Origin of the sequence: Saccharopolyspora sp. NPDC047091, assembly GCF_040643635.1 — a bacterium.
GTDB lineage: Bacteria > Actinomycetota > Actinomycetes > Mycobacteriales > Pseudonocardiaceae > Saccharopolyspora_C.
Map to the genome: position 1 here is coordinate 24,527 of NZ_JBEYUS010000014.1, position 22,600 is coordinate 47,126.

General features: G+C 73.0%; 21 protein-coding genes. 14 read left to right on the forward strand and 7 right to left on the reverse strand.

Going from position 1 to position 22,600, the window contains the following annotated elements; genetic code table 11:
* Window positions 1-147: 147 nt before the first annotated feature.
* Window positions 148-951 (forward strand): GNAT family N-acetyltransferase, encoded by an 804-nt coding sequence (locus tag ABZ805_RS09325; protein WP_358436741.1) that lies wholly within the window; start codon window positions 148-150, stop codon window positions 949-951.
* Window positions 952-1,257: 306 nt separating this feature from the next.
* Here the strand turns inward: ABZ805_RS09325 and ABZ805_RS09330 are convergent, their stop codons facing one another.
* Window positions 1,258-1,809 carry a TetR/AcrR family transcriptional regulator C-terminal domain-containing protein gene (locus ABZ805_RS09330; RefSeq protein WP_358436744.1) on the reverse strand — a complete coding sequence of 184 codons (552 nt, stop codon included), beginning with the start codon at window positions 1,807-1,809 and terminating at the stop codon, window positions 1,258-1,260.
* Between the two features lie 92 nt (window positions 1,810-1,901).
* Between ABZ805_RS09330 and bioB the strand changes: the two genes are divergently transcribed.
* From bioB to bioD, 4 genes are read left to right on the forward strand one after another with little or no spacing between them, the layout of a single operon-like run.
* Complete coding sequence (gene bioB, locus ABZ805_RS09335) at window positions 1,902-2,957, forward strand: biotin synthase BioB (RefSeq protein WP_358436747.1); 1,056 nt, start codon at window positions 1,902-1,904, stop codon at window positions 2,955-2,957.
* On the forward strand, window positions 2,954-4,213 hold the full coding sequence (locus ABZ805_RS09340) for an adenosylmethionine--8-amino-7-oxononanoate transaminase (protein ID WP_358436750.1): 1,260 nt from the start codon (window positions 2,954-2,956) through the stop codon (window positions 4,211-4,213). The genes bioB and ABZ805_RS09340 overlap by 4 nt, the downstream gene beginning before the upstream one ends.
* On the forward strand, window positions 4,210-5,361 hold the full coding sequence (locus ABZ805_RS09345; RefSeq protein ID WP_358436752.1) for an 8-amino-7-oxononanoate synthase: 1,152 nt from the start codon (window positions 4,210-4,212) through the stop codon (window positions 5,359-5,361). The genes ABZ805_RS09340 and ABZ805_RS09345 overlap by 4 nt, the downstream gene beginning before the upstream one ends.
* Window positions 5,358-6,056 (forward strand): dethiobiotin synthase, encoded by a 699-nt coding sequence (gene bioD / locus ABZ805_RS09350; RefSeq protein ID WP_358436755.1) that lies wholly within the window; start codon window positions 5,358-5,360, stop codon window positions 6,054-6,056. Before ABZ805_RS09345 ends, bioD begins: the two co-directional genes overlap by 4 nt.
* Here the strand turns inward: bioD and ABZ805_RS09355 are convergent.
* The 4 genes from ABZ805_RS09355 to ABZ805_RS09370 form a co-directional block, all read right to left on the reverse strand.
* Window positions 6,046-6,819, reverse strand: a complete 774-nt coding sequence (locus ABZ805_RS09355; protein ID WP_358436758.1) for a 3-oxoacyl-ACP reductase — start codon at window positions 6,817-6,819, stop codon at window positions 6,046-6,048. The genes bioD and ABZ805_RS09355 overlap by 11 nt on opposite strands.
* 17 nt (window positions 6,820-6,836) lie before the next feature.
* Window positions 6,837-8,645, reverse strand: a complete 1,809-nt coding sequence (locus ABZ805_RS09360) for an ABC transporter ATP-binding protein (protein WP_358436760.1) — start codon at window positions 8,643-8,645, stop codon at window positions 6,837-6,839.
* On the reverse strand, window positions 8,642-10,375 hold the full coding sequence (locus ABZ805_RS09365; RefSeq protein ID WP_358436763.1) for an ABC transporter ATP-binding protein: 1,734 nt from the start codon (window positions 10,373-10,375) through the stop codon (window positions 8,642-8,644). Before ABZ805_RS09365 ends, ABZ805_RS09360 begins: the two co-directional genes overlap by 4 nt.
* Before the next feature lie 413 nt (window positions 10,376-10,788).
* Window positions 10,789-12,360 (reverse strand): GMC oxidoreductase, encoded by a 1,572-nt coding sequence (locus tag ABZ805_RS09370; protein ID WP_358436766.1) that lies wholly within the window; start codon window positions 12,358-12,360, stop codon window positions 10,789-10,791.
* 135 nt (window positions 12,361-12,495) lie between these two features.
* Here ABZ805_RS09370 and ABZ805_RS09375 point away from each other — a divergent pair, with 135 nt between their 5' ends.
* Together ABZ805_RS09375 and ABZ805_RS09380 are read left to right on the forward strand one after the other, a co-directional pair.
* Entirely contained in the window at window positions 12,496-13,065 is a 570-nt protein-coding gene (locus ABZ805_RS09375; RefSeq protein WP_358436769.1) for a helix-turn-helix domain-containing protein, read from the forward strand.
* A gap of 67 nt (window positions 13,066-13,132) precedes the next feature.
* Window positions 13,133-14,104 (forward strand): TIGR03557 family F420-dependent LLM class oxidoreductase, encoded by a 972-nt coding sequence (locus ABZ805_RS09380; RefSeq protein WP_358436771.1) that lies wholly within the window; start codon window positions 13,133-13,135, stop codon window positions 14,102-14,104.
* A gap of 174 nt (window positions 14,105-14,278) precedes the next feature.
* On the opposite strand, the gene ABZ805_RS09385 is transcribed toward ABZ805_RS09380, so the two are convergent.
* Window positions 14,279-15,091: a phosphatase PAP2 family protein gene (locus ABZ805_RS09385; protein ID WP_358436773.1), complete on the reverse strand. Its 813-nt coding sequence runs from the start codon at window positions 15,089-15,091 to the stop codon at window positions 14,279-14,281.
* 353 nt (window positions 15,092-15,444) lie between these two features.
* On the opposite strand from ABZ805_RS09385, the gene ABZ805_RS09390 reads away from it, so the two are divergent.
* From ABZ805_RS09390 to ABZ805_RS09420, 7 genes are all read left to right on the forward strand, one after another.
* On the forward strand, window positions 15,445-16,773 hold the full coding sequence (locus ABZ805_RS09390; RefSeq protein WP_358436776.1) for an ATP-binding protein: 1,329 nt from the start codon (window positions 15,445-15,447) through the stop codon (window positions 16,771-16,773).
* A complete protein-coding gene (locus ABZ805_RS09395; RefSeq protein WP_358436779.1) occupies window positions 16,770-17,195 on the forward strand; it encodes a roadblock/LC7 domain-containing protein in 426 nt (141 codons plus the stop codon). The genes ABZ805_RS09390 and ABZ805_RS09395 overlap by 4 nt, the downstream gene beginning before the upstream one ends.
* A complete protein-coding gene (locus ABZ805_RS09400; RefSeq protein ID WP_358436782.1) occupies window positions 17,192-17,560 on the forward strand; it encodes a DUF742 domain-containing protein in 369 nt (122 codons plus the stop codon). The genes ABZ805_RS09395 and ABZ805_RS09400 overlap by 4 nt, the downstream gene beginning before the upstream one ends.
* A complete protein-coding gene (locus tag ABZ805_RS09405) occupies window positions 17,529-18,161 on the forward strand; it encodes an ATP/GTP-binding protein (RefSeq protein ID WP_358436784.1) in 633 nt (210 codons plus the stop codon). The genes ABZ805_RS09400 and ABZ805_RS09405 overlap by 32 nt, the downstream gene beginning before the upstream one ends.
* A gap of 46 nt (window positions 18,162-18,207) precedes the next feature.
* Window positions 18,208-19,458: a cytochrome P450 gene (locus ABZ805_RS09410; RefSeq protein ID WP_358436787.1), complete on the forward strand. Its 1,251-nt coding sequence runs from the start codon at window positions 18,208-18,210 to the stop codon at window positions 19,456-19,458.
* Entirely contained in the window at window positions 19,434-20,657 is a 1,224-nt protein-coding gene (locus tag ABZ805_RS09415) for a cytochrome P450 (RefSeq protein WP_358436790.1), read from the forward strand. The genes ABZ805_RS09410 and ABZ805_RS09415 overlap by 25 nt, the downstream gene beginning before the upstream one ends.
* Before the next feature lie 124 nt (window positions 20,658-20,781).
* Window positions 20,782-21,258, forward strand: coding sequence for a histidine phosphatase family protein (locus ABZ805_RS09420; RefSeq protein WP_358436793.1), 477 nt, complete (start codon window positions 20,782-20,784; stop codon window positions 21,256-21,258).
* A 275-nt stretch (window positions 21,259-21,533) separates the two neighbouring features.
* On the opposite strand, the gene ABZ805_RS09425 is transcribed toward ABZ805_RS09420, so the two are convergent.
* On the reverse strand, window positions 21,534-22,532 hold the full coding sequence (locus ABZ805_RS09425; RefSeq protein ID WP_358436795.1) for an NAD(P)-dependent alcohol dehydrogenase: 999 nt from the start codon (window positions 22,530-22,532) through the stop codon (window positions 21,534-21,536).
* Window positions 22,533-22,600: the final 68 nt, after the last annotated feature.

The window sequence follows — 22,600 nt, forward strand, 5'->3', positions numbered from 1 at the left end:
ACCCTGCCACGCCGCCCCGCCGCGCAGGTCGGCCGCGTGGGACGGACCTGCGGAACCCACGGAAGGCCCAGCCGAACCCGCCTTCCAGCTGATCACGCATTGCTACGATGAGATCACCAGGTGTGCCCCGAACGGGAGGTGCGGACGATGACGGCGATCGACGCGGCAGCGGTGGAATCCCTGCATCAGCTGACCGGCGGCTGGCGCACCCTGGTGCTCGACGCCGACCCGGCCGCCGACGTGCGCGACCTGCCGGGTGTGGCGGTGCGCTGGGCGGAGTCGCGGTTCGCGTTCTGGAACTGCGTCACCTTGACCGAGCACGGCCTCGGCGCGGACCTGCTCCCGGAGCGGCTGGCGCAGGCCGCGGCGATCATGCGGGAGAAGCAGGGCACCGGGTTCCTGTGGCTGTTCGAGGACCTGCTGGACCCGGCGGCCCGCGCCGAGCTGCCCGCGGCCGCCGAGCGCGCCGGGCTGGACCTGGCGTTCTCCGGCGCCGGCATGGCGGGCGACGTCCTGCCGCTGCCGGACCCCGAGCACCCGCTGCTGGAGTTCGTGCGGGTCCGCACCGAGGAGCAGCTGCTGGCCTACGCGGACCTGAACTCCCGCGCCTACGGCTTCCCGCTCGCCGACGGCCGGGACGGGCTGGCCGGTTCGCGGCTGTGGCGCACCGACGTGCACGCCTACCTCGGGTTGCGGGACGGCGTACCGGTGACGGCGGCCGCGACCGTCCCGTGCGCGGGCAGGCTGTTCGTGGTGCTGGTGGCCACCGATCCGGAGCAGGAGCGGCAGGGCTTCGGCGAGGCGGTCACGCGCAAGGCGCTGCACGAGGGCGCCCGCGCCACCGGCCTCACCCGTGCGACCCTGCACGCCACCGCAGCGGGCGCCCCCGTCTACCCGCGCATCGGCTTCGTCCCGAACACCCCGATCCACTTCTACGCCCTGCGCCCCTGAGCCGGATCGCCCGCGACACTGCCTGTCTCGCTACTTCTGCCGCGTAGTGCTCGGGTGGCGGAACCTCAGCGACTTCCTCGCTGCGGGATCGATGTCTGATGTATGTCCAACACACGGCGACATCGCTGTCCTCGCGAGGAAGCCGCTGAGAACCCGCGGCGGTGCCGGTGTCTCAGGTGGTCGTCGGCTCAGCGGCTCCGCCGCTGACAGGAAACCGACACGACCCGCCGGGCAGGTTCAGGGACGGGCAGTGCGGTTCCGCCACCCCGGTGCTACGCGAACCGAGCACCACTAAGGAACTCCAGATCAGTCGACCCGGGCGCGGAGGCCGTCGAGGACGAGGTCGAGGCTCTGCTCGAAGTCGGCGTGCCCGCCGGGTTCGCGGTCGATGGCGCCCGCGCTGGCGGCTTGCAGCGCGGTCTGCTCCTCGTTGGTGTGGCCGAACACGAGGTGCAGGAAGGTGCGGGTGGCGACGTCGACCAGTTCGGCGGGCAGTCCCCCGTCGGTGAGCGCGGCCCGCAGCCTGCCCGCCGGTTCGTCCTCGCCGAGGCCGAAGGTGTGGGCGGTGGCGACGACTTCGGCGCCGTCGCGGTAGGCGAGCATCGCGTCGCGCAGTTCGGTGCAGATCTCCACCACCCGGGCGTCCCACTCGCGGGCGCGGTGCGGCCGCCGCCCGCGGCGCACGATCTCGTCGGCGACGGCGGCCAGCAACGACTGCTTGTTCGGCACGTGGTGGTAGAGCGCGCTGGGCTGCACGCCGAGTTCGGCGGCCAGCCGCCGCATGGTCAGCGATTCGAGCCCGTAGTCGTCCAGGACCGCGAGGGCGCGGTCGATGACGTCGCCGCGGTGGTAGCGCACGTGGTTCCTCCCGTTGACGGTCCGGCACCTCCAGTTTAACCTGAACGCCGTTCACCTGAACGGTGTTCAGGTCGCCGACCTCTGGAGCAACGATGACCAGCGACTTCGACCGGCTCGCCGACGCGATCCTCGCGGGCAGCCCGGCCGGCCCCGACGACGCGCTCGCGGTGCTGCGCGCCGCCGACGCCGAGCTGCTGCACGTGGTGGCCGCGGCGGGCCGGCTGCGCCGCGCGCACTTCGGCAACACCGTGAAGGTCAACTACCTGGTGAACCTGAAATCGGGGCTGTGCCCGGAGAACTGCAACTACTGCTCGCAGGCGCTCGGCTCCAGCGCCCCCATCCTGAAGTACTCCTGGCTGTCCCAGGACGCCACGCTCGACCAGGCCGCGGCGGGCCTGCACGGCGGGGCCTGCCGGGTGTGCCTGGTCGCCTCCGGACGCGGTCCCTCCGACCGGGACGTCGACAAGGTCGCCGACCTGGCGGGCGCGCTCAAGCGGCAGCACCCGGACGTGGAGGTCTGCGCCTGCCTCGGACTGCTCAAGGACGGCCAGGCGCAGCGGCTCAAGGACGCCGGGGTCGACGCCTACAACCACAACATCAACACCGCCGAGAGCCACCACGCCGAGATCGTGCAGACCCACACCTACGCGGACCGGGTGGACACCGTGCAGCGCGCGAAGGACGCCGGGCTCTCCCCCTGCTCCGGGCTCATCGCCGGGCTCGGCGAGACGGACGAGCAGCTGGTGGAAGCGCTGTTCGCGCTGCGCGAGCTGGATTCCGACTCGATCCCGGTGAACTTCCTGATCCCGTTCGACGGCACCCCGCTCCAGCACACCTGGGACCTCACCCCCACCCGCTGCCTGCTGGTGCTGGCGATGGCGCGGTTCGTCTGCCCGGACCGGGAGATCCGCATCGCCGGCGGCCGCGAGCTGCACCTGCGGTCGGTGCAGTCGATCGCGCTGCACCTGGCGAACTCGATCTTCCTCGGCGACTACCTGACCTCCGAGGGGCAGGAGGCCGAGCGGGACCTGGAGCTGATCCGCGACGGCGGCTTCGTGGTCCTCGGGTCCGAGCAGGACCTCGCGCAGCGGGCCGAGCCCGCGATCCGCCGCCGCGGCGCGGGCACCGACGTGCTGCCGAACGCGTGACCGCGGACGGCGGCGCGCTGCTCCGGCGGGACCGGGCGCAGCTGTGGCACCCGTACTCGTCGATGACCGATCCGGCGCCGGCGCGGCTGGTCACCGGCGCGACCGGCAGCAGGATCACCCTGGACGGGATCGGGCCGGTGGTGGACGGGATGTCCTCCTGGTGGTCGGCGGTGCACGGCTACCGGCACCCGGTGCTGGACGAGGCGGTGCGCAGGCAGGTCGACCGGATGTCGCACGTCATGTTCGGCGGCCTCACCCACGAACCGGCGGTCGAACTCGCCGGGCGGCTCGTGGAGCTCACCGGGCTCGACCACGTCTTCCTCGCCGATTCCGGTTCGGTGGCGGTGGAAGTGGCGATGAAGATGGCGTTGCAGCACCAGCGCGGCACCGGCCGACCCGCCCGGAACCGGTTCCTCACCGTCCGCGGCGGCTACCACGGCGACACCTTCGACTGCATGAGCGTGTGCGATCCGGTGGGCGGCATGCACTCGATGTGGTCCGGGCTGCTGCCGCCGCAGGTGTTCGGCGACCTGCCACCGGAGCACGACGCCGAGGTTCCGGCGTGGGCGCAGCGGTTCCGGGCGCTCGCCGCCGAGCACGCCGACCGGCTCGCCGGGCTCGTCGTCGAACCGCTGCTGCAGGGCGCGGGCGGGATGCGGCCGTACTCCCCCGCCTGCCTGCGGGTGTTCCGCGAGGTCGCCGACGAGCACGGGCTCGTGCTGATCTTCGACGAGATCGCCACCGGGTTCGGCCGCACCGGGCACTTCTTCGCCGCCGACGCCGCCGGGGTGCGCCCGGACGTGATGTGCGTCGGCAAGGCGCTCACCGGCGGCTACCTGTCGCTGGCCGCGGCGGTGTGCAGCACCGAGGTCGCGCGGGGCGTGTCCGCGTCCGAGTCGGGTGCGCTGCTGCACGGCCCGACCTTCATGGGGAACCCGCTGGCGTGCGCGGTCGCCTGCGCCGCACTCGACCTGCTGTCCACTTCGGACTGGTCGGGTCGGGTGCGGCGGATCGGCGCGGGTTTGCAGGCGCTGCACCGCATTCCGGCCGCCGAGGTGCGGGTGCTCGGCGCGGTCGGGGTGGTGCGGCTCGACCACCAGGTGGACATGGCACGGGCGACCGAGGCGGCGCTGGCGCACGGGGTGTGGCTGCGGCCGTTCCGCGACCTGATCTACACGATGCCGCCGTACGTGTGCGACGACGCGGACATCGCGGCCGTGTGCGCCGCCATCGCCGCCGCGGCGGAGGCGGGATGAGCGGCTGGGACGACTGGCTCGCCGCGCAGCGGGCCGAGCGGGAACGCGCCGGGTTGCAGCGCGAGCTGCGGCCGCGGGCGGCCGACGAGGAGCTGCTGGACCTCGCGGGCAACGACTACCTCGGGTTGCGCCGCCACCCGGAGGTGCGGCGTGCCGCCGCCGCGGCCGGCTGGGAGTGGGGTGCCGGTGCGGGCGCGTCGCGGCTGGTCACCGGCACCACGACGCTGCACGCCGAACTGGAGCAGGAGCTCGCCGGGTTCGCGGGCCGGGAGTCGGCGCTGGTGCTCTCCACCGGCTACCAGGCGAACCTGGCCGCGGTCACCGCGCTGGCCGGGAAGGACGCGCTGATCGTCTCCGACGCGCACGCGCACGCCTCGCTGATCGACGCGGCCCGGCTGTCCCGGGCGGCGATCGAGGTGGTCCCGCACCACGACGTGGCCGCGGTCCGCGCGGCGCTGGCCGCGGCGGGCGGGCGGCGGGCGCTGGTGCTCACCGAGTCGATCTTCTCGGTGCTCGGGGACGCGGCACCGCTGCCGGAGCTGGCGGCGGTGTGCGCCGAGCACGACGCGCTGCTCGTCGTCGACGAGGCGCACGGGCTCGGCGTCGCCGGGCACGGCGGGCGCGGGCTCGTGCACGCGCGCGGGCTGGCCGGGCATCCGCACGTGGTGGTGACCGCGACGCTGTCGAAATCGTTCGGCGCGATGGGCGGCGCGGTGCTCGGCTCGGCGGCGCTGATCGACCACCTGGTCAACCGGGCGCGCCCGTTCGTCTTCGACACCGCACTGGCCCCGGCACCGGCGGCGGGCGCGCTGGCCGCGCTGCGGTTGCTGCGGCGGAATCCCGGGCTGCCCGCGCTGATCCACGAGCGCGGGGCGGCACTGGCCGCACGGCTCGGCGTGCCGCGGTCGGCGGGCGCGGTGCTGTCGGTGCCGATGCCGTCGCCGCGGTCCGCACTCGCCGCGCAGGCCGCGGTGCTGGCCGCCGGGGTCCGGGTCGGGTGCTTCCGGCCGCCGTCGGTGCCGGACGGGGTGTCCCGGCTGCGCGCCACCACTTCGGCCGGGCTCGGCGAGGCGGACTGGTCGCGGGCGGTCGACGTGCTCGCGCGGGTCGTCGGCGAGCAGCGCGCGGCAGGGCGGTGGAGCGCGTGATCACCGTCGTGACCGGTACCGGCACCGGGGTCGGCAAGACCGTGGCGACCGCGGCGCTCGCGGTCCGCGCCGGGCCGCAGGCGCTCGTGGTGAAGCCCGCGCAGACCGGCGTCGGGACCGACCGGCCCGACGTGGACGTGGTGCGGGCGCTCGCCGGGTGCGCGGTCGCCGAACTCGTGCGGCTGGCGGACCCGCTCGCGCCGGACACCGCGGCTCGGTTGCGCGGCGTCGAGATCCCGCCGGTCGCCGCGCACGCCGCCCGCATCCGCGAGCTCGCCCGCGGGCACGACCCGGTGCTCGTGGAAGGGGCCGGCGGAGTGCTGGTGCGCCTCGACACGGCGGGCGGGACGGTGCTGGACCTGGCCGTGGACCTCGCCCGGGACCACCCGGTGCGGGTGGTGCTGGTGACCGGGCTGGGCCTGGGCACGCTCAACCACACCGAGCTGGCGGTCGGCGCGCTGCGCTCCCGCGGGCTGGAACCGGGACTGGTGCTCGGTTCGGTCCCGGCCGAGCTCGACCAGGCCGAGCGGTGCAACCTCGCCGAACTCCCCCGCGTCACCGGAGCGCCCGTGTTCGGCGCCCTCCCCGCGGGAGCCGGGAACCTCCCGCCCGACCGCTTCCGCCACCTCGCCCCCGCCTGGTTCACCGGGGAACCCGCCCCCGACTCCCGAGGTCGGTGCGACGTCACCCGTTGACGAGACCGCCGTCGACGACGAGGTTCTGGCCGGTGACCGCCCGAGACCACGGGGAGGCGAAGAACAGCACCGCGTCGGCGAACTCCTCCGGGGTGACGACCCGCCGCAGCGGGGTGCCCGCGGCGATCCCGTCGAAGACGGCCTCGGGGGTGGCGGCGCTGGCGTCGGTGGTGCGCAGCAACCCGCCGGAGACCATGTTCACCAGGATCCCCTCCGGCCCGAGGTCGGCGGCGAGGGTGCGGGTCAGCGACAGCAGCGCGGCCTTGCCCGCCGTGTAGTCGTGGTAGGGCACCACGGGGTGCTGGAACAGGTTGGTGCCGATGTTGACGACCCGCCCGGCGCCGCGCTCCCGCATCCCGGGCAGCGCGGCCTGCACGGTGTGCAGCGCGCCGCGGACGGTGCCGCCGAACTGGGCGGCGAACTCGTCCCAGCGGATGCGGTCCGCCGGGGAGCGCTGGTCGCCGTTGAAGGAGAAGTCGGCGAGCGCGTTGTTGACCACGGTGGCCACCGGCGTGCCGAAGTGCTCCCGGCCCGCCGCGAACAGGTCCGCGACCTGCCGTTCGTCGGTGACGTCGGCCTGCACGGCCAGCGCCCGGTCCGCGCCGATGCTCGCCGCGAGCTCCTCGGCGGCGTCCCGGCTGTACCGGTAGTCGATCACGACCTGGGCGCCCTGGGCGGCGAACGCCCGCACCAGGGCCGCGCCGAGCCCGCGTCCGCCGCCGGTGATCAGCACCGGTCCGTCGACGATCCCCGCACTGCGCATGGTCCTCCCGTCGGTGTTCAGCCCACTTCGGCCGGTCCGGTGAACTGGGCCTGGTGCAGTCGCGCGTAGGCGCCGCCCTTCGCGACCAGTTCGTCGTGGGTGCCCTGTTCGACGATGTCGCCGCGCTCCAGCACCAGGATCACATCGGCGTCGCGGATGGTGGAGAGCCGGTGCGCGATGACGAACGCGGTGCGGCCGGTGCGCAACGTGGCCATGGCGCGCTGGATGAGCGCCTCGGTGCGGGTGTCGACGGAGCTGGTCGCCTCGTCCAGGATGAGGATCGCCGGGTCGGCGAGGAACGCCCGCGCGATGGTGATCAGCTGCTTCTCCCCCGCGCTGACCCCGGTGCCCTCGTCGTCGATGACGGTGTCGTAGCCGTCGGGCAGGCTGCGGGCGAAGTGGTCGACGTGCGCGGCCTTCGCCGCGGCCACCACTTCCTCGCGGGTGGCGTTCTGCCTGCCGTAGGCGATGTTCTCGGCGATGGTGCCGCCGAACAGCCAGGTGTCCTGCAGGACCATGCCGGTGGCGGCGCGCAGCCGTTCCCGGGACATGGCGCGGGTGTCCTCGCCGTCGAGGGTGATCCGGCCGCCGGTGACCTCGTAGAACCGCATCAGCAGGTTGACCAGCGTGGACTTGCCCGCGCCGGTGGGTCCGACGATGGCGACGGTGGCACCGGGTTCGGCGACCAGCGACAGGTCCTCGATCAGCGGTTCGTCCGGGTCGTAGCGGAACGCGACGTGCTCGAACTCGACGCGGCCGCGGGGGCGTTCGGTCTTCGGCGCCAGGTCCGGGGACGGTTCCTGCTCGGGCGCGTCGAGCAGCGCGAAGACCCGTTCGGCGGAGGCCAGGCCGGACTGCACCAGGTTCGCCATGCTCGCGACCTGGGTGAGCGGCTGGCTGAACTGCCGCGAGTACTGCACGAACGCCTGCACGTCGCCGATGGTCAGCGCCCCGGCCGAGACCCGCAGCGCGCCGACGACGGCGACGAGCAGGTAGTTCAGGTTGCTGAGGAACATCATGCTCGGCTGGATCACGCCGGACAGGAACTGCGCGCGGAACGAGGCCTTGGTCAGCGCTTCGTTGCGCTGCCGGAAGATCTCGGCGGATTCGCGCCCCCGGCCGAAGGCCTTGATGGTGGCGTGCCCGGTGTACATCTCCTCGACGTGCCCGTTGAGCTCGCCGGTGCTCTTCCACTGGGCCGCGAACTGCGGCTGCGCGCGCTTGCCGATCAGGATGGTGACCAGCGCCGAGATCGGGATGCTGACCAGCGCGAACACCGCCAGCAGCGGGGAGATGACGAACATCACCGCCAGCACACCGAGGATGGTCAGCACCGAGGTGATCACCTGCGAGAACGTCTGCTGCAGCGATTGCCCGACGTTGTCGATGTCGTTGGTGACCCGGCTGAGCACTTCGCCGCGGGATTGCCGGTCGAAGTGGCTCACCGGCAGCTTCGCCAGCTTCTCCTCCGCGTCCCGGCGCAGCCGGCTGGCGGTGCGCTGCACCGCGCCGTTGATCAGCCGGGCCTGGGCGACGCCGAACAGCCAGGATCCGACGTACACCGCCAGCGCCACCAGCAGCACGGTCCCGACGGCGCCGAAGTCGACGCCGGTGCCGCGGATGCCGCCCGCGACGACGAGGTCGGTGGCCTGCCCCAGGTAGCGCGGGCCCAGGACGCTGAGCAGCACGCTCACCACGGCCAGCACCAGCACCGCGATCAGCAGCGGTCGTTCGGGCCGCAGCAGCCCGAGCAGGCGACGGCCCGCGGTGGCGAACCCTTCCGGCCGGTTGTTGCCCGCCATGCCGGGACGTCCGGGGCCGGTCATGCCGCTTCCTCTTCGGTGAGCTGGGACAGGACGATCTCCCGGTAGGTCTCGTTGTCGCGCATCAGGTCGTGGTGGGTGCCGATGCCGACGAGCTCGCCCGCATCGAGCACGAGGATGCGGTCGGCGTCGCGGATGGTGCTGACCCGCTGGGCGACGATCACGACGGTCGCGTCGGCGGTGTCCCGGCGCAGCGCGGCGCGCACTTCGGCGTCGGTGGCGTAGTCGAGCGCGGAGAACGAGTCGTCGAACAGGTAGATCTCGGGGCGCCGCACCAGGGCTCTGGCGATCGCGAGCCGCTGCCGCTGGCCCCCGGAGACGTTGCCGCCGCCCTGGGACAGCTCGGCGTCGAGGCCGCCGGGCAGTGCGCGCACGAAGTCGGCGGCCGCGGCGACCTCCAGCGCGTGCCACAGGTCCTCGTCGGTGGCATCCGGGTCGCCGTGGCGCAGGTTGCTCGCGATGGTGCCGGAGAACAGGTAGGGCCGTTGCGGCACGTAGGAGACGGTGCGGGTCAGCAGGTCCGGGTCGATCTCCCGCACGTCCACCCCGTCGATGCGGATGGCGCCGTCGGTGGCGTCGGACAGCCGCGGGATGAGGTTGACCAGGGTGCTCTTGCCGCTGCCGGTGCTGCCGATGATCGCGGTGGTCTCCCCCGGCCCGGCTTCGAAGCCGATGCCGTGCAGCACCGGCTGTTCCGCGCCGGGATAGCGGAATCCGACGTCGTGCAGCGCGAGCCTGCCGTGCCCGGTGAGCTCGCGGACGGGGTGTTCCGGCAGCCGCACGGTGGTCTCGGTGTCGAGCACCTCCTGGATGCGTTCGGCGCAGACCTCGGCGCGCGGGATCATCATGAACATGAACGTCGCCATCATCACCGACATGAGGATCTGCATCAGGTAGGCGAGGAACGCGACGAGCGCCCCGACCTGCATGCTGCCGTCGTCGATGCGCCCGGCGCCGAACCAGGTGACGGCGACGCTGGAGATGTTCACGACGGCCAGCACGGTCGGGAACATCAGCGCCATCAGGTTACCGACACGCAGGGCGCTGCCGGTGAGCTCGGCGTTGGCGGCGCCGAAGCGGCGCTGCTCGTGCAGGTCCTTGCCGAACGCGCGGATCACCTGCAGGCCGTTGATCTGCTCGCGCAGCACCCGGTTGACGGTGTCGATGCGCTGCTGCATCTCGCGGAACACCGGGCGCAGCCGGGACACCAGCACGCCGATGAACGCGCCGAGCACCGGCACGATCACCAGCAGCAGCCCGGACAGCGGCACGTCCTGGTTGAGGGCCAGCAGGATGCCGCCGACGCACATGATCGGCGCGGTGATCATCATCGCGCAGGTCATCAGCACCAGCATCTGGATCTGCTGGACGTCGTTGGTGGTGCGGGTGATCAGCGATGGCGCGCCGAACCGGCCGACCTCGCGACCGGAGAAGGACTGCACCTGGTCGAACACGGAGGCCCGCAGGTCCCCGCCCAGCGACATCGCGATGCGCGCGGCGAAGCCGACGGCGGCGATCGAGCAGACCAGCTGCAGCAGCGACACCGCGAGCATCACGGCGCCGATGCGGAGGATGTAGCCCTCGTCGCCGGTGAGCACCCCGCGGTCGATGATGTCGGCGTTGAGCGTCGGCAGGTAGAGGGTGGCGACCGTCTGGACCAGCTGGAGCAGCACCAGCAGGACGATCGACGACCGGTAGGGCCTCAGGTGGGCCCGCAGCAATCGGAGCAGCACGCGATCTCTCTACGGTTCGGGGAGGTCGCCGCGATCGGCGGCGGACCATCGACCAGCTTAAACCGCGGCCACGACAAGCCCGGCGCCTCGGGCAGCGGCGATCGCCGCCGGTGATCGAGGCGGTACGCGCCGTGCTCACCGGCGCCGGATTCGCCCGCTTGGTGCGGAATTCGCGGGCGCCCGTCCTCCACCGGACGGTCGCGGACCCGGCCGCCGCGGCCGGGTCCGCGGCACACCGGTCAGCTCTCCGGTTCGAGCACCCGGAGCATCTCGGCGGCCTGCGGGCGGTCCACCACGAGCCGGGTGCTCACTCCGGCGCGGCGGTGCCGCGCACGCGGTACCCGCGGGCGGGCGCACCCGCCCGGGTCCGGCGACCTCGGTCCGATGTGGACGCCGGACCGCGGCCGACGCGGTCAGATGACGGTGCCCACGTCCTGGGCGATGAGCTCGTCGGTGGCCCGCTCGGCGACGGCGGCGATGGTCATGGACGGGTTGCAGGCGGCGCTGGTGCCGGGCAGCAGCGCGCCGTCGAGCACGTAGAGCCCGCGCTGGCCGAGCACCCGGCCGGCCAGGTCGCAGACCGAGCCCATCGACGCCCCGCCGAGCGGGTGCCAGGTGTTCGGCACCAGCGAGGTGGTGTCCAGCCGCACGGCGCCGTCCCCGGCGACGCGGGCGACGCGCTCGTCGACGTGCCGGGCCAGCTCGGCGTCGCCGTCGTGCGGCCAGTGCAGCACGGCGTCGTCGGTGCGCGGGTCGTAGACGAACTCGCCGCGGCCGTCGCTGACCCCGTAGCCGACGAGCATGGTGGTGCGCAGGTCCCCGATCGGCGGGATCGACGCCTGGATGACCGTGTTGGCCCGCGCCGGGTCGTCCCACTCCAGGCTGCCGTAGACGACCGGGCCGCCCTGGGGCGAGCCGAAGTCCTCGGCGAAGCTGGTCCAGGTGTAGATGCGGTCGCCGTTGGAGCCCCAGCCGGAACCGAGCCCGTCCGGCAGGTCGCGGATCTGCTCCTTCGCCGCGGCCCGCATCAGCAGCTTGGTGGTGTTCGCGGTCCCGGCCGCCATCACCAGCGCCCCGGCCGTGATGATCTTCTGTTCGAGCACGGTGCCGTCGGTGGCGATCCGGTCCACGTGCACCTGCCAGCGCCCGTCGCGGGCCCGCGCCACGTCGGTGACGTGGTGCTGGGCGGCGACGGTGACCTTGCCGGTGGCCTCGGCGGCGGCGAGGTAGGTGACGTCGACGGAGTGCTTGCCGCCGTTGTTCACCCCGAACGCGCAATCCCCGTTGGTGTAGGACGCCTTGAACTCGCCGGTGAGCTCGCGCAGCGCGTAGTCCCAGTCGATCGGCATCGGGATCTTCGACAGCGGGTACCCGGCGCGCTCGACGCCGCGGGCGAACGCGCGGGAGGGCGCGTAGGTCGAGCTCGCGATCAGCTCGTCCGGCGCGGTCGCCACCCGCAGCATCGACGCGACCCGCGGGTAGTGCTCCCGGGCCATCCGCCGGTAATCGAGCCGCTCGGGCAGCGTCGCGTTGAACACGTCCTCGTCCGGTTGCAGCGTCATGCCCTGGTAGACCAGCGAGCCGCCGCCGACGCCCGCGGCGCACATGATGTCCATGCCGCGGCCCGGGATCTGCTCGATCAGCCCGGTGCGGCGGTCGAACGGCGCGAGCTCCACGCCGAACAGCGAAGGCGTGGAACCCAGCCAGGAGATCCGCGAGTCGGGCCGGGTGATGCTCGGGAAGGTGTCCGCGTTCGGCCCGGTGGGCCAGCGGGCGCCGCGTTCCAGCACGAGCACCGGCACCCCGGCCTGGGCGAAGCGCAGCGCGGTGACGCCGCCGCCGAAGCCGGAGCCGATGACGACGACCCGGTGCTCCTCGCGGGTCAGCCGCACCCGGTTCGCCGCGGCGGCCCGCGGTGCCGCGAACGCGGCCAGTCCGGTGGCGGCGGCTCCGGCGAGGACGGAACGTCGGCTCAGTTCGGGCATGCGGGCTCCTGCTCGGTCGGGACTCGGGCGGCGTCGTCGCTGATCACGGCGGCGGATGGCTCGGAAGCGTAGGGAATCGAACCGAGAGCGGAAACCGGTCGACGTTCTCACTACGCACGGGTAGCATCACGCGTCGTGCGTGAACGGCGAGTGTTGCTGACCCCGCAGCGCACCGACGCCCGCCGCAACCGCGAGATGATCCTGCGCGCGGCGGACGAGGCGTTCGCCGAAGGCGCCGATTCCGTGCAGATCGAGGAGATCGCGCGCCGCGCGGGCCTCGGCCGCGCCACCGTCTACCGCCACTTCTCCGACCGGCACGCGCTGGCCACCACCGTCGCCGCGCACCGCATCGAAGCGCTCGAACGCCTCGTCAGCACCGCGGAACGCGAACGCCGCCCGTTCCGCGACCTGCTGCACTTCGTGCTCTCCGACCAGGTGGTGCGACGGCCGCTGGTCCACCTCATCCGGCAGCTGCCCGAGCAGGAGCAACGGCGCTTCGCCGACGCCCTGATCGCCGCGCTCACCCCCGCGTTCCGCCGCGCGCAGGCCGCGGCCGAGGTGCGCGCCGACCTCGAACCCGCCGACCTGATGCTCGTGCTGGAGATGATCGAAGGGGCGCTGGCGTCGAAGCTGCTGCGCTCGGGCGACGACGCGGTGCGCAAGCTGCTGTCCGTCACCCTCGACGGGCTCTGCCCCCGCCGCTGAACCGGCGTCCCCGCACCGCACGGGCCGCTCGGACGCGTTCAAGCGCGATGACTGCCAGCCTGAGCGCATGGTTCGGATCGGGTACACGTTGATGACCGAGCAGTCCGGCCCGCGCGCGCTGGTGCGCCACGCCCCGCTCGCCGAGGACGCGGGCTACGACTTCGCGGTGCTGAGCGACCACTACTCGCCCTGGCTGGACGCCCAAGCCCACTCGCCGTACGCGTGGAGCGTGCTGGGCGCCGTCACCCAGGTGACCGAGCGGCTGGAGCTGATGACGTACGTGACCGCGCCCATCCTGCGCTACCACCCGGCGATCGTGGCGCAGAAGGCCGCGACGATCGGCCTGCTCTCGCAGGACCGGTTCACCCTCGGGCTCGGCGCCGGGGAGAACCTCAACGAGCACGTGGTGGGCCGCGGTTGGCCGTCCGTCGGCGTCCGGCACGAGATGCTCGTCGAAGCCGTCGAGATCATCCGCGCGCTCTCCGGCGGCGACCGGCTCGACTACGCCGGGGAGCACTTCCGCGTGGACGCCGGGAAGTTGTGGGACGTGCCCGCGCGGCCGGTGCCGATCGGCATCGCCGTGTCCGGGCCCGAATCCACCGCCCGGTTCGCGCCGCTCGCCGAGACGATGATCGCCACCGATCCCAGCGAAGCGCTGTGCCGCGGCTGGGACTCCGCCGGTGGCGGCGACCGGAAGGTCGGGCAGCTGCCGGTGTCCTGGGGCACCGACCGGGACGCGGCGGTCAAGCGGGCGCACGAGCAGTTCCGCTGGTTCGCCGGCGGCTGGCGGGTCAACGCGGACCTGCCCGGACCGGCCGGGTTCGCCGCCGCGACCCGGTTCGTGCGGCCCGAGGACGTGGCCGAGAACATCCCGTGCGGCCCCGACGCCGAGCCGATCGTCGACGCCGTCACCTCGTTCCGGGACTGCGGGTTCACCGACGTGGCCCTGGTGCAGATCGGCGGGGACGACCACCAGGACGCCTTCTTCGAGTTCTCCCGGCGGGAACTCCTGCCCCGGCTGCGCAGCCTCCTCGGCTGAAGCCCGGCTCCTCCTGCCGGCCGGGTGGCGGAACCTCACGGCCTGTCTCGCTGCTCCTGCCGCGTAGTGCTCGGGTGGCGGAACCTCAGCGGTTTCCTCGCGGCGGTGCGGAGGACGCGGCCTGCGCCGCGCTCGGCGTTCGGCGCGGCTGTCCGGCCCCAGCAGGCGCTGCGGTCACCGGCGGATCGTGCGGAACTGGACCGTCGCGTCGTCCACCGCGGGGAGCTGGACCGTGCGGTCCTCGTCGACGGCGTCCTCGCCGCGGACGCCGCCGAAGTCGTCGAACTCGTCGAAGTGCTCGTGCTCGTCGCGGTCGTCGTAGTCGGCGAAGTCGTCCCAGCCGTCGTCGCCTCCGCCGAGCACCAGCTCACCCGCGGACGTCGCGCGCAGCCGCCCGACCAGCGGGGTGATCCGCTCGGCCAGCAGCGGCAGCAGCGCCGCCACGGCCCCGCCCAGCAGCAGGCCCACCAGCACGTCGTGCGGGTAGTGCACGCCGATGAACACCCGGGACAGCCCGGTCAGCAGCCCGACCACGACCGCGGCCCAGCCCCAGCTGCGGCGCGCGCAGAACAGGCCGATCGCGGCGGCCGCGGCGATCGTGGAGTGGTTGCTGGGGAACGACCAGTCGCCGAGTTCCGGGCAGGACGCGATGAAGTCCGCGTGCGCGACCGCGCGGCACGGCCGGTCCTCCTGGATGAAGGACTTGAGGACCTCGCTGAGCACGTAGGCGAGCGCGGTGCCCAGCGGCGGCAGCACGGCGCGCGCCATCACGTGGTCCTCGTCGTTGCGCGCCTGGACGAACAGCACGGCGAAGGCGGCGAGGAAACCGATGATCGCGGCCTCGGTGAAGAACTCGGCGAACGCCTGCAACCACTCCGGGCTCGCCGCGCCCGCACCCGCGATGCCCCGGTACAGGTCGGAGCTCACGCCGGGCACGTAGGGGTTCGGCTCGGCGGCCAACGACGGCTGAACGGCAGGTGTCGACATTCCCAACATCATATGAAGATCCGCCGCGGGCCCGGTACCCGCTCCACCGGAATGCGGGTACCTGCAGCGATGTCCCGAACGGCCCGTCGGGCACTCGTTCAGCGGTATCCGGCGGCGAAATCCGGCCTGCGAGAGCAGACGGCGGCGCTCCGCGCAAGGCCTCGGTCGCCCGTGCGGAGCAGCGCTCGATCACATTTCCGAAGTTGATCATGCCTGAACCGGCCAACTGTACTCAATGTGATCAACATTCGCTACGGTGGCCCGCGTGCGCCGTGGTGCTGCCGCACGCAGCACCACGAGCCGGCTGGCAAGGCCGAGGAACCCGCGGTGGCGCGGGATGGGTGAGGACGGCGATGCAACAAACGACAGGGTGGATACTCGGCGGCCTGGTGATCCTGGTGGTGCTGCTGGGAGCCGCGGTGGCGTTGTTGAGCGCTCGGTTGCGCCAACAGCACAAGGAGATCGAGCAGCTCGCGGCGCTCGACCCGCTCCCGGCACCGGAGCCCGCGCAGGCACCGGCCCCCGCGGCGCTGGAACCGCCGACCGCTCCCGCGCTGGAACCGATGCCCGCCCAACCGGACGAGCGGTTCCGCCGCGAGGTCGTGCAGGGCGCCCAGGAGGCGCTCGGCGGCACGATGCGGCGCATCCTCGCGCTGACCAACAACGCGGCCGGGCGGCTGCACGACATGCAGCGCACCCACGGGCCGGACGTGCTGGAGGACCTGCTGCCGATCGACCACCTGCTGGCGCAGGCGCAGCGGCGCGCCCAGCTGGTGACCGTGCTGTGCGGATCGCCGCCCGGCCAGCAGCGCACCCCGCAGCTGATGGCGCGGCTCGTCGGCGCCGCCCAGTCCCGCATCCACGACTACGAGCGGGTGCGGCTGTCCACCCGCGACACCACCACCGCGGTGCTGGGGCGCGTGGTCGAACCGCTGAGCGCCGCGCTGGCGGAACTGCTGGACAACGCGACCCGCTCCTCGCCGCCGACCGCGCCGGTGGACGTGCTGATCACCGCCGAGTACCACGGCGTCTCGCTGGAGATCCACGACGGCGGGGTCGGAATGCCGCCGGACGCGCTGAACCAGGCCAACGCGCTGCTGTCCCGCGGCGACTCCGAGATCGAGCTGACCGAGCTGGGCAACCCGCCGCGCACCGGCCTCGCCGGGTGCAGCGTGCTGGCCGCGAACTACGGGTTCACCGTGCGGCTCGACGCCGCCTCCAGCCGCGGCGGCCTGCGCGCGGTGCTGCTGGTGCCGCACCACCTGCTGACCACGCTGGAGCAGCAGCCGGTGATCTCCGCCGGGCGGGACGAGCCCGCGCTCGTCCCGGAACCGGCGCCCGCACCGGCACCGGCTCCGGTCGCCGCCGAACCGGACGCACCCCGGCACCGCCAGCCCGAACCGGCCACCACGACCGCCGCCGGGCTGCCCAAGCGGCCGCGCCGCACCATGACCCGCTCCGGCGACCTGTCCGCGCCGGACAGCGCCTCCGTGCAGCCCATCGCCGACGGGGCGCAGCGCCGCACCACCGACGCGGCCCAAGGCCTGCGCGGGCTCCAGCGCGCCACTCGCGCCACCGACGACGGCGACGCGGCCACCGAGATCGAACCGGGCCCGGCCGCCGAGCACGACGGCGACGACCCGGTGGACACGTCCACTTCCAGAAGGGATGCACGAGCATGACCGAGACGGCCCTGACGGCGCCGAAACCCGACCGGAGCTGGGTGCTCGACGACCTCGTCGAGCACTCCGGCATCCGGGCGGCCATCGCGGTGTCCGGCGACGGGATGCTCCTGGTCAAGAACAGCGGCCTCGACCAGGCCGACGCCGAGCGCTGGGCGGCGGTCAGCGCGCCGCTGCAGGCCTGCGCCCGGCACGGGATGGAACCGCTGGGCTACCCCACCGGCGGTTTCGAGCAGGTGCTGGTGCAGCACGCGCAGGGCTACCAGCTGCTGCAACCGTTCGGCGAGGAGTCCTACCTCGTGCTGGTGACCGACGCCGACACCGACCTGGGCGTGGTGTCGACCGAGATGCAGATGACCGCCAAGCGGCTCGGGCAGGAGATGGGCACGGCTGCGCGCACCGCCGCCAGGCGGAGTTCGTGACCCCGGGACCGCACCGGCGGGAGTCGGAGCTGGTGCGCTCCTACGTGCTCACCCGGGGCCGGGCCCGGGCCGAGCAACCGGTGGAACCGGCCGCCCTGGTGCGGGCGGCGGCCACCGGTGCGGTGTCCGAGCTCGATCCGGACCGCCGCCGGATCGTGCAGGTCGCCCAAGGCGGTGCGCTGTCGGTGGCCGAGATCGCCGCGCACACCGAACTGCCGCTGACGGTGACGCTGGTGGTGGTGGCCGACCTGATCGACGAGGGATACCTGACGCCCGCCTCGGCGAACCGCCCGGCGTCGGTGCCCAGCACGGATCTGCTGCAGGAGGTGCTCGATGGACTCCGCCGCCTGGACACCTCCGCCTGAGTCGGCCTACGTCGCCGACACGGTGCGACGATCGGCGAAGATCCTGGTGGTCGGCCCGGCCGGTGTCGGCAAGACCACGTTCGTCGACACCATGTCGGAGATCATGCCGCTGCACACCGAGGAATCGCTGACCTCGGCCAGCGAGGCGGTCGACGACCTGCACCTCACCCCGGCGAAGACGACGACCACGGTGGCGCTGGACTTCGGCCGCCGCACCCTCAACGATCAGCTGGTGCTGTACCTGTTCGGCACGCCCGGCCAGCAGCGGTTCACCTACCTGTGGCGGACGCTGGCGAACGGCTCGCTCGGCGCGCTGGTGCTGGCGGACACCCGCCGGCTGGCGGATTCGTTCGAGGTGATGGACCGGGTGGAGGAGCTGGGCCTGCCCTACGCGATCGCGGTGAACGCGTTCGACTCCGCCCCGCTGCACTCGGTGGCGGACCTGCGCGAAGCGCTCGACCCGCCGCCGGAGACGCCGGTCGCGGTGTGCGACGCGCGGGACGTCGCCTCCTGCACCCGGGTGCTGGTCGACCTGGTCGAGCACGTGCTGCTGACCTCGACCTCCGGCAGGCACGCCGCCGACCCGACGGTGCGCTCGTGACCGCACTCCCCCAGCCCCCGACGACCTCCCCGACGACGGAGCGACCATGACGGCCCTGTCCGGCCCCGACCTGCAAGACCGCATCCCGCTGCACGGCGAGGAGTTCACCGCGCACCCGGATCGGGTGTACGCGCGGCTGCGCTCCCGCGGCCCGATCGTGCCGGTGACGCTGGCGCCCGACGTGCCCGCGATGCTGGTGGTCGACTACGAGACGGCGCTGCAGGTGCTGCGCAGCCCGCACGTGTTCGTCAAGGACTCGCGCCGCTGGCAGGACACCGCGCCGCCGGACACCCCGGTGCTGCCGATGATGTCCTGGCGGCCGAACACGCTGTTCGCCGACGGGCAGCGGCACGCGCGGCTGCGCCCGCCGGTGGAGCACAGCCTCACCGCGGTGAAACCCGCGCAGCTGCGGCGCTTCGTGCAGTCCAGCGCGATCCGGCTGATCACCGGGTTCACCGGCCGCGGCCACGCCGACCTGCTCGGCGAGTACGCGGCGCAGCTGCCGATGCTGGTGCTGCAGCAGATGTTCGGCTGCCCCGCCGAGATCGCGCAGGCCATGGTCGCCGCGATCGCCGCGCTGTGGGACGGCACCGACCCGCAGCTGGCGAACCGGTACCTGGAGGAGAGCGTCAACGACCTCGTCCGGTACAAGCGCGCGAACCCCGGGGACGACGTGACGACCCGGATGATCGAGCACCCGCACGGCCTCGACGACGACGAGCTGCAGCACCAGCTGATCATCACGATGGGCGCCGGCGCGGAACCGCTGGGCAACTGGATCGCGAACGCGCTGTACCTGCTGCTCACCGAGCACCGGGTGGCCGACGCGGTCGCCACCGGCAGCGTCGCGCTGGACGAGGCGCTCGACGACGTGCTGTGGCGGTTCACCCCGCTGGCGAACTACGCGATCACCTACCCGCGGCACCCGGTGTACCTGGGCCGCGTGCTGCTGCCCGCCGACGAACCGGTGGTGATCTCGATGGCCGCGATCAACACCGACCCGGCGCTGCACCCGTCCGGGCAGATCCCGGCGGGCAACCGGGCGCACCTCGCGTTCAGCGCGGGCGCGCACACCTGCCCGGCGAGCAGGCCCGCGCGCTTGATCGCGACCGTGGCGCTGGAGACCCTTTTGGACTACGTTCCCGAAGTCGAGCTGGATGATCAGCAACCGCTGCGGTGGCGTCCCGGCCCCTTCCACCGGGCGCTGACGGCCCTGCCGGTGCGCTTCCCAGCCGTGTCCTCGCTCGCCGAACCCACCACAGGAGGATCCGCATGTCCGCATCGCAGTGCCCCGTGACCGCTCTCGACCCGGCCGGTGCCGACGTGCACGGCGAGAACGACCGGTTGCGCGCGCACGGCTCGGCCGCACTGATCGCGCTCCCCGGGGACGTGCCCGCCTGGGTGGTCACCGATCACGGCGAGCTGCGCGGGCTGCTGTCCGATCCGCGGGTGTCCAAGGACCCGCGGCAGCACTGGCCCGCGTGGATCAACGGCGAGATCCCGGCGGACTGGCCGCTGATCTCCTGGGTCGGCGTGGACAACATGTTCACCGCGTTCGGCTCGGAGCACACCCGGCTGCGCGGCCTCGTGTCGAAGGCGTTCACGCCGCGCCGCGTGCAGGCGCTGCGGCCCCGCATCGAGCAGATCACCGCGGAACTGCTGGACGGGCTGGCCGCGGAGACCGGTGAGGTGGACCTGCGCACCGGCTTCACCTACCCGCTGCCGATCGCGGTCATCACCGACCTGTTCGGGGTGCCCGACGAGATGCGCGGGAAGCTGCGCCACATCGTCGACGAGGTGTTCCGCACCTCCGCCACCCCCGAGGAGACGGCGGCGACGGCGCAGGAGATGGGCCGCTTCCTCACCGACCTCATCGAGTCGAAGCGGCAGCACCCCGGCGACGACCTCACCAGCGGGCTGCTCGCGGCCCGCGACGAGGAGCAGAACCGGCTCAGCGAACGGGAACTCGCCGACACCCTGATCCTCATGATCGGTGCCGGGCACGAGACCACGGTGAACCTGCTCGGCCAGGCCGTCGTCGCGCTGACCACGCACCCCGAGCAGCGCGCCGCGCTGCGCGCGGGCGACATCGGCTGGGACGACGTGATCGAGGAGACGCTGCGCTGGCAGCCCGCGCTGGCGAACGTGCCGCTGCGGTTCGCCACCACCGACATCAAGCTCGCCGACGGCACCGTCATCGCCGAAGGCGACGCGATCCTCGCGTCCTACGCGGCGGCGAACCGGGACCCCGGCCACTACGACGCGCCGGAGGTGTTCGACGCCCGGCGCGGCGCGCGGGACCACCTGGCGTTCGGCTTCGGCCCGCACTTCTGCCTGGGTGCGGCGCTGGCCAGGCTGGAGGCGCAGATCGCGCTGCCCGCCCTGTTCGACCGGTTCCCCGACCTCGCCCTCGCGGTCGGGTCGGACGCGCTGGAGCCCTCCGAGTCGTTCATCTCCAACGGCCCGAAGGCGCTGCCGGTGCGGCTCGCCGGTTGAGCCCGGACTGCGCGGTTCGCCCGCTTCCGGCGGGAAACACGGCTCCGGGCGCCGGATTCGACGGGCTCCCCGGCGGCGCTCGTCCTACTACCCTGGACGCCACGGACGATGAGGAACGGTGGCGATGACACGCACTCTGGTGGTGTGCAGGCACGCGAAGTCGGCGTGGCCGGACGACGTCGACGACTTCGAACGCCCGCTCACGGAACGTGGCGAACGGGACGCTCCGGAAGCGGGGAGGTGGCTGGCCGAGCGGGTGCCCGACATCGGCTTCGCGCTCTGCTCCCCCGCCAAGCGGGCGCGCCGCACCTGGCAGCTGATCTCGGGCGTGACCGGCAAGGTCGAGACCCGGCACGACAAGCGCCTCTACGGTGCCACGGCCGGTGAGCTGATCGCGGTGCTCAACGAAGTGCCCGACGAAGCCGACACCGCGGTGCTGGTGGGCCACAACCCCGGGCTGGAGGACCTGGTCGCGGTGCTGACCGGGGTCCCGCACCAGCTGGCCACGGCGGAACTGGCGGTCCTCACCGGCACGGGGTCCTGGTCCCAGCTGGAACCAGGCTGGGCCAAACTCCAGGACTCCGCGAAACCCCGGGGATGATCTCTCCCGGTCTTCTTGCTCGTCGGGGCGGGTGGCGGAACCTCAGCGCCCTCCTCGCTGCGGGATCGTTTTCACAGGTGGCTCCGCCACATGAGAAAACGCTGTCCTCGCGAGGAGGGCGCTGAGAACCCGCTGCGGTGCGAGTTGCTCTGGTGGTCGCTGCTCAGCGGCTTCGCCGCTGACAAGAGGGAAACGGCCGTCACTCCGCGGAAGCGGGCAGCGAGGGGAACGCTGAGGTTCCGCCACCCATCCCCCGCGCACCATGAGCAGGGAGATCAGTCCCCGATGACCACTTTGCCGATCCTGTCGGTGGTGGCGAAGTGGGTGAACGCCTCGGCGGCTTCGTCGAAGGGGAAGGCCCGGTCGATGAGCGGGTGCAGCCGGTGCTGTTCGAGGACGCGGATCATCCGCTCGAAGTCGCTGCGGCTGCCGACCGTGGTGGTGCGCAGCGTCGCCCCGCGGCTCAAGAAGGCCCCGAGGTCCATGCCCGGCCCGTCGGCGAGGTTCCCGACCAGGGAGATCAGCCCGCCGTGGGCGAGGGCGCGGATCGACTGCCCGATGGATCCGGCGCCGCCGATCTCCACCACCCGGTCCACGCCGCGTCCGCCGGTGCGCGCCCGGACCTCGTCGCCCCACTCGGGGACGGCGGCGCGGTCGATGACGTCGGGGGCGCCGAGTTCGCGCAGCCACCGCGCCTTCACCGGGCTGGACGTGGTGATCAGCACCCGCGCTCCGGCGAGCCGGGCGAACTGCAGCGCGAACATCGACACCCCGCCGGAGCCCTGCAGCAGCACCGAGTCCCCGGGTCCGATGCCGTCCAGCGCGGCGAACGCGGTGAGCGCGGCGCACGGCAGCGTCGCGGCCTCTTCGAACGACAGGTGTTCCGGCACCGGCAGCACGGCGTGCTCGGCGACGGCGACGTGTTCGGCGAGCCACCCGTCGCGCTGCACCCCGTACAGCTCGCCCCAGCCGTCGAGCGCCCCGTACAGCCAGTCCGGGTGGAAGGTGCTCATCACCCGGTCGCCGACCTGGAGGCCGCGCACCCCCGCGCCGACCGCGTCGACGGTGCCCGCGGCGTCGGACAGCGGAATCCTCCCGGGCGGCACCGGCATCGAGTAGCGCCCTTCCACGATCGGCAGGTCGCGCGCGTTGATCGAGCGGGCGCGGACCCGCACCAGCACCTCACCGGCGGCAGGAGCGGGCACCGGCCGGTCCCGCATCCGCAGCGGTCCGCCGTCGCCGGACACCTCGAACGTGCGCATCGTTGGTCCCATGCCCTCGACGGTAGCCCGAACGGGCTGGACGATCCGTACCATCGCGTCCGTGATTCGGTGCAGTTCGT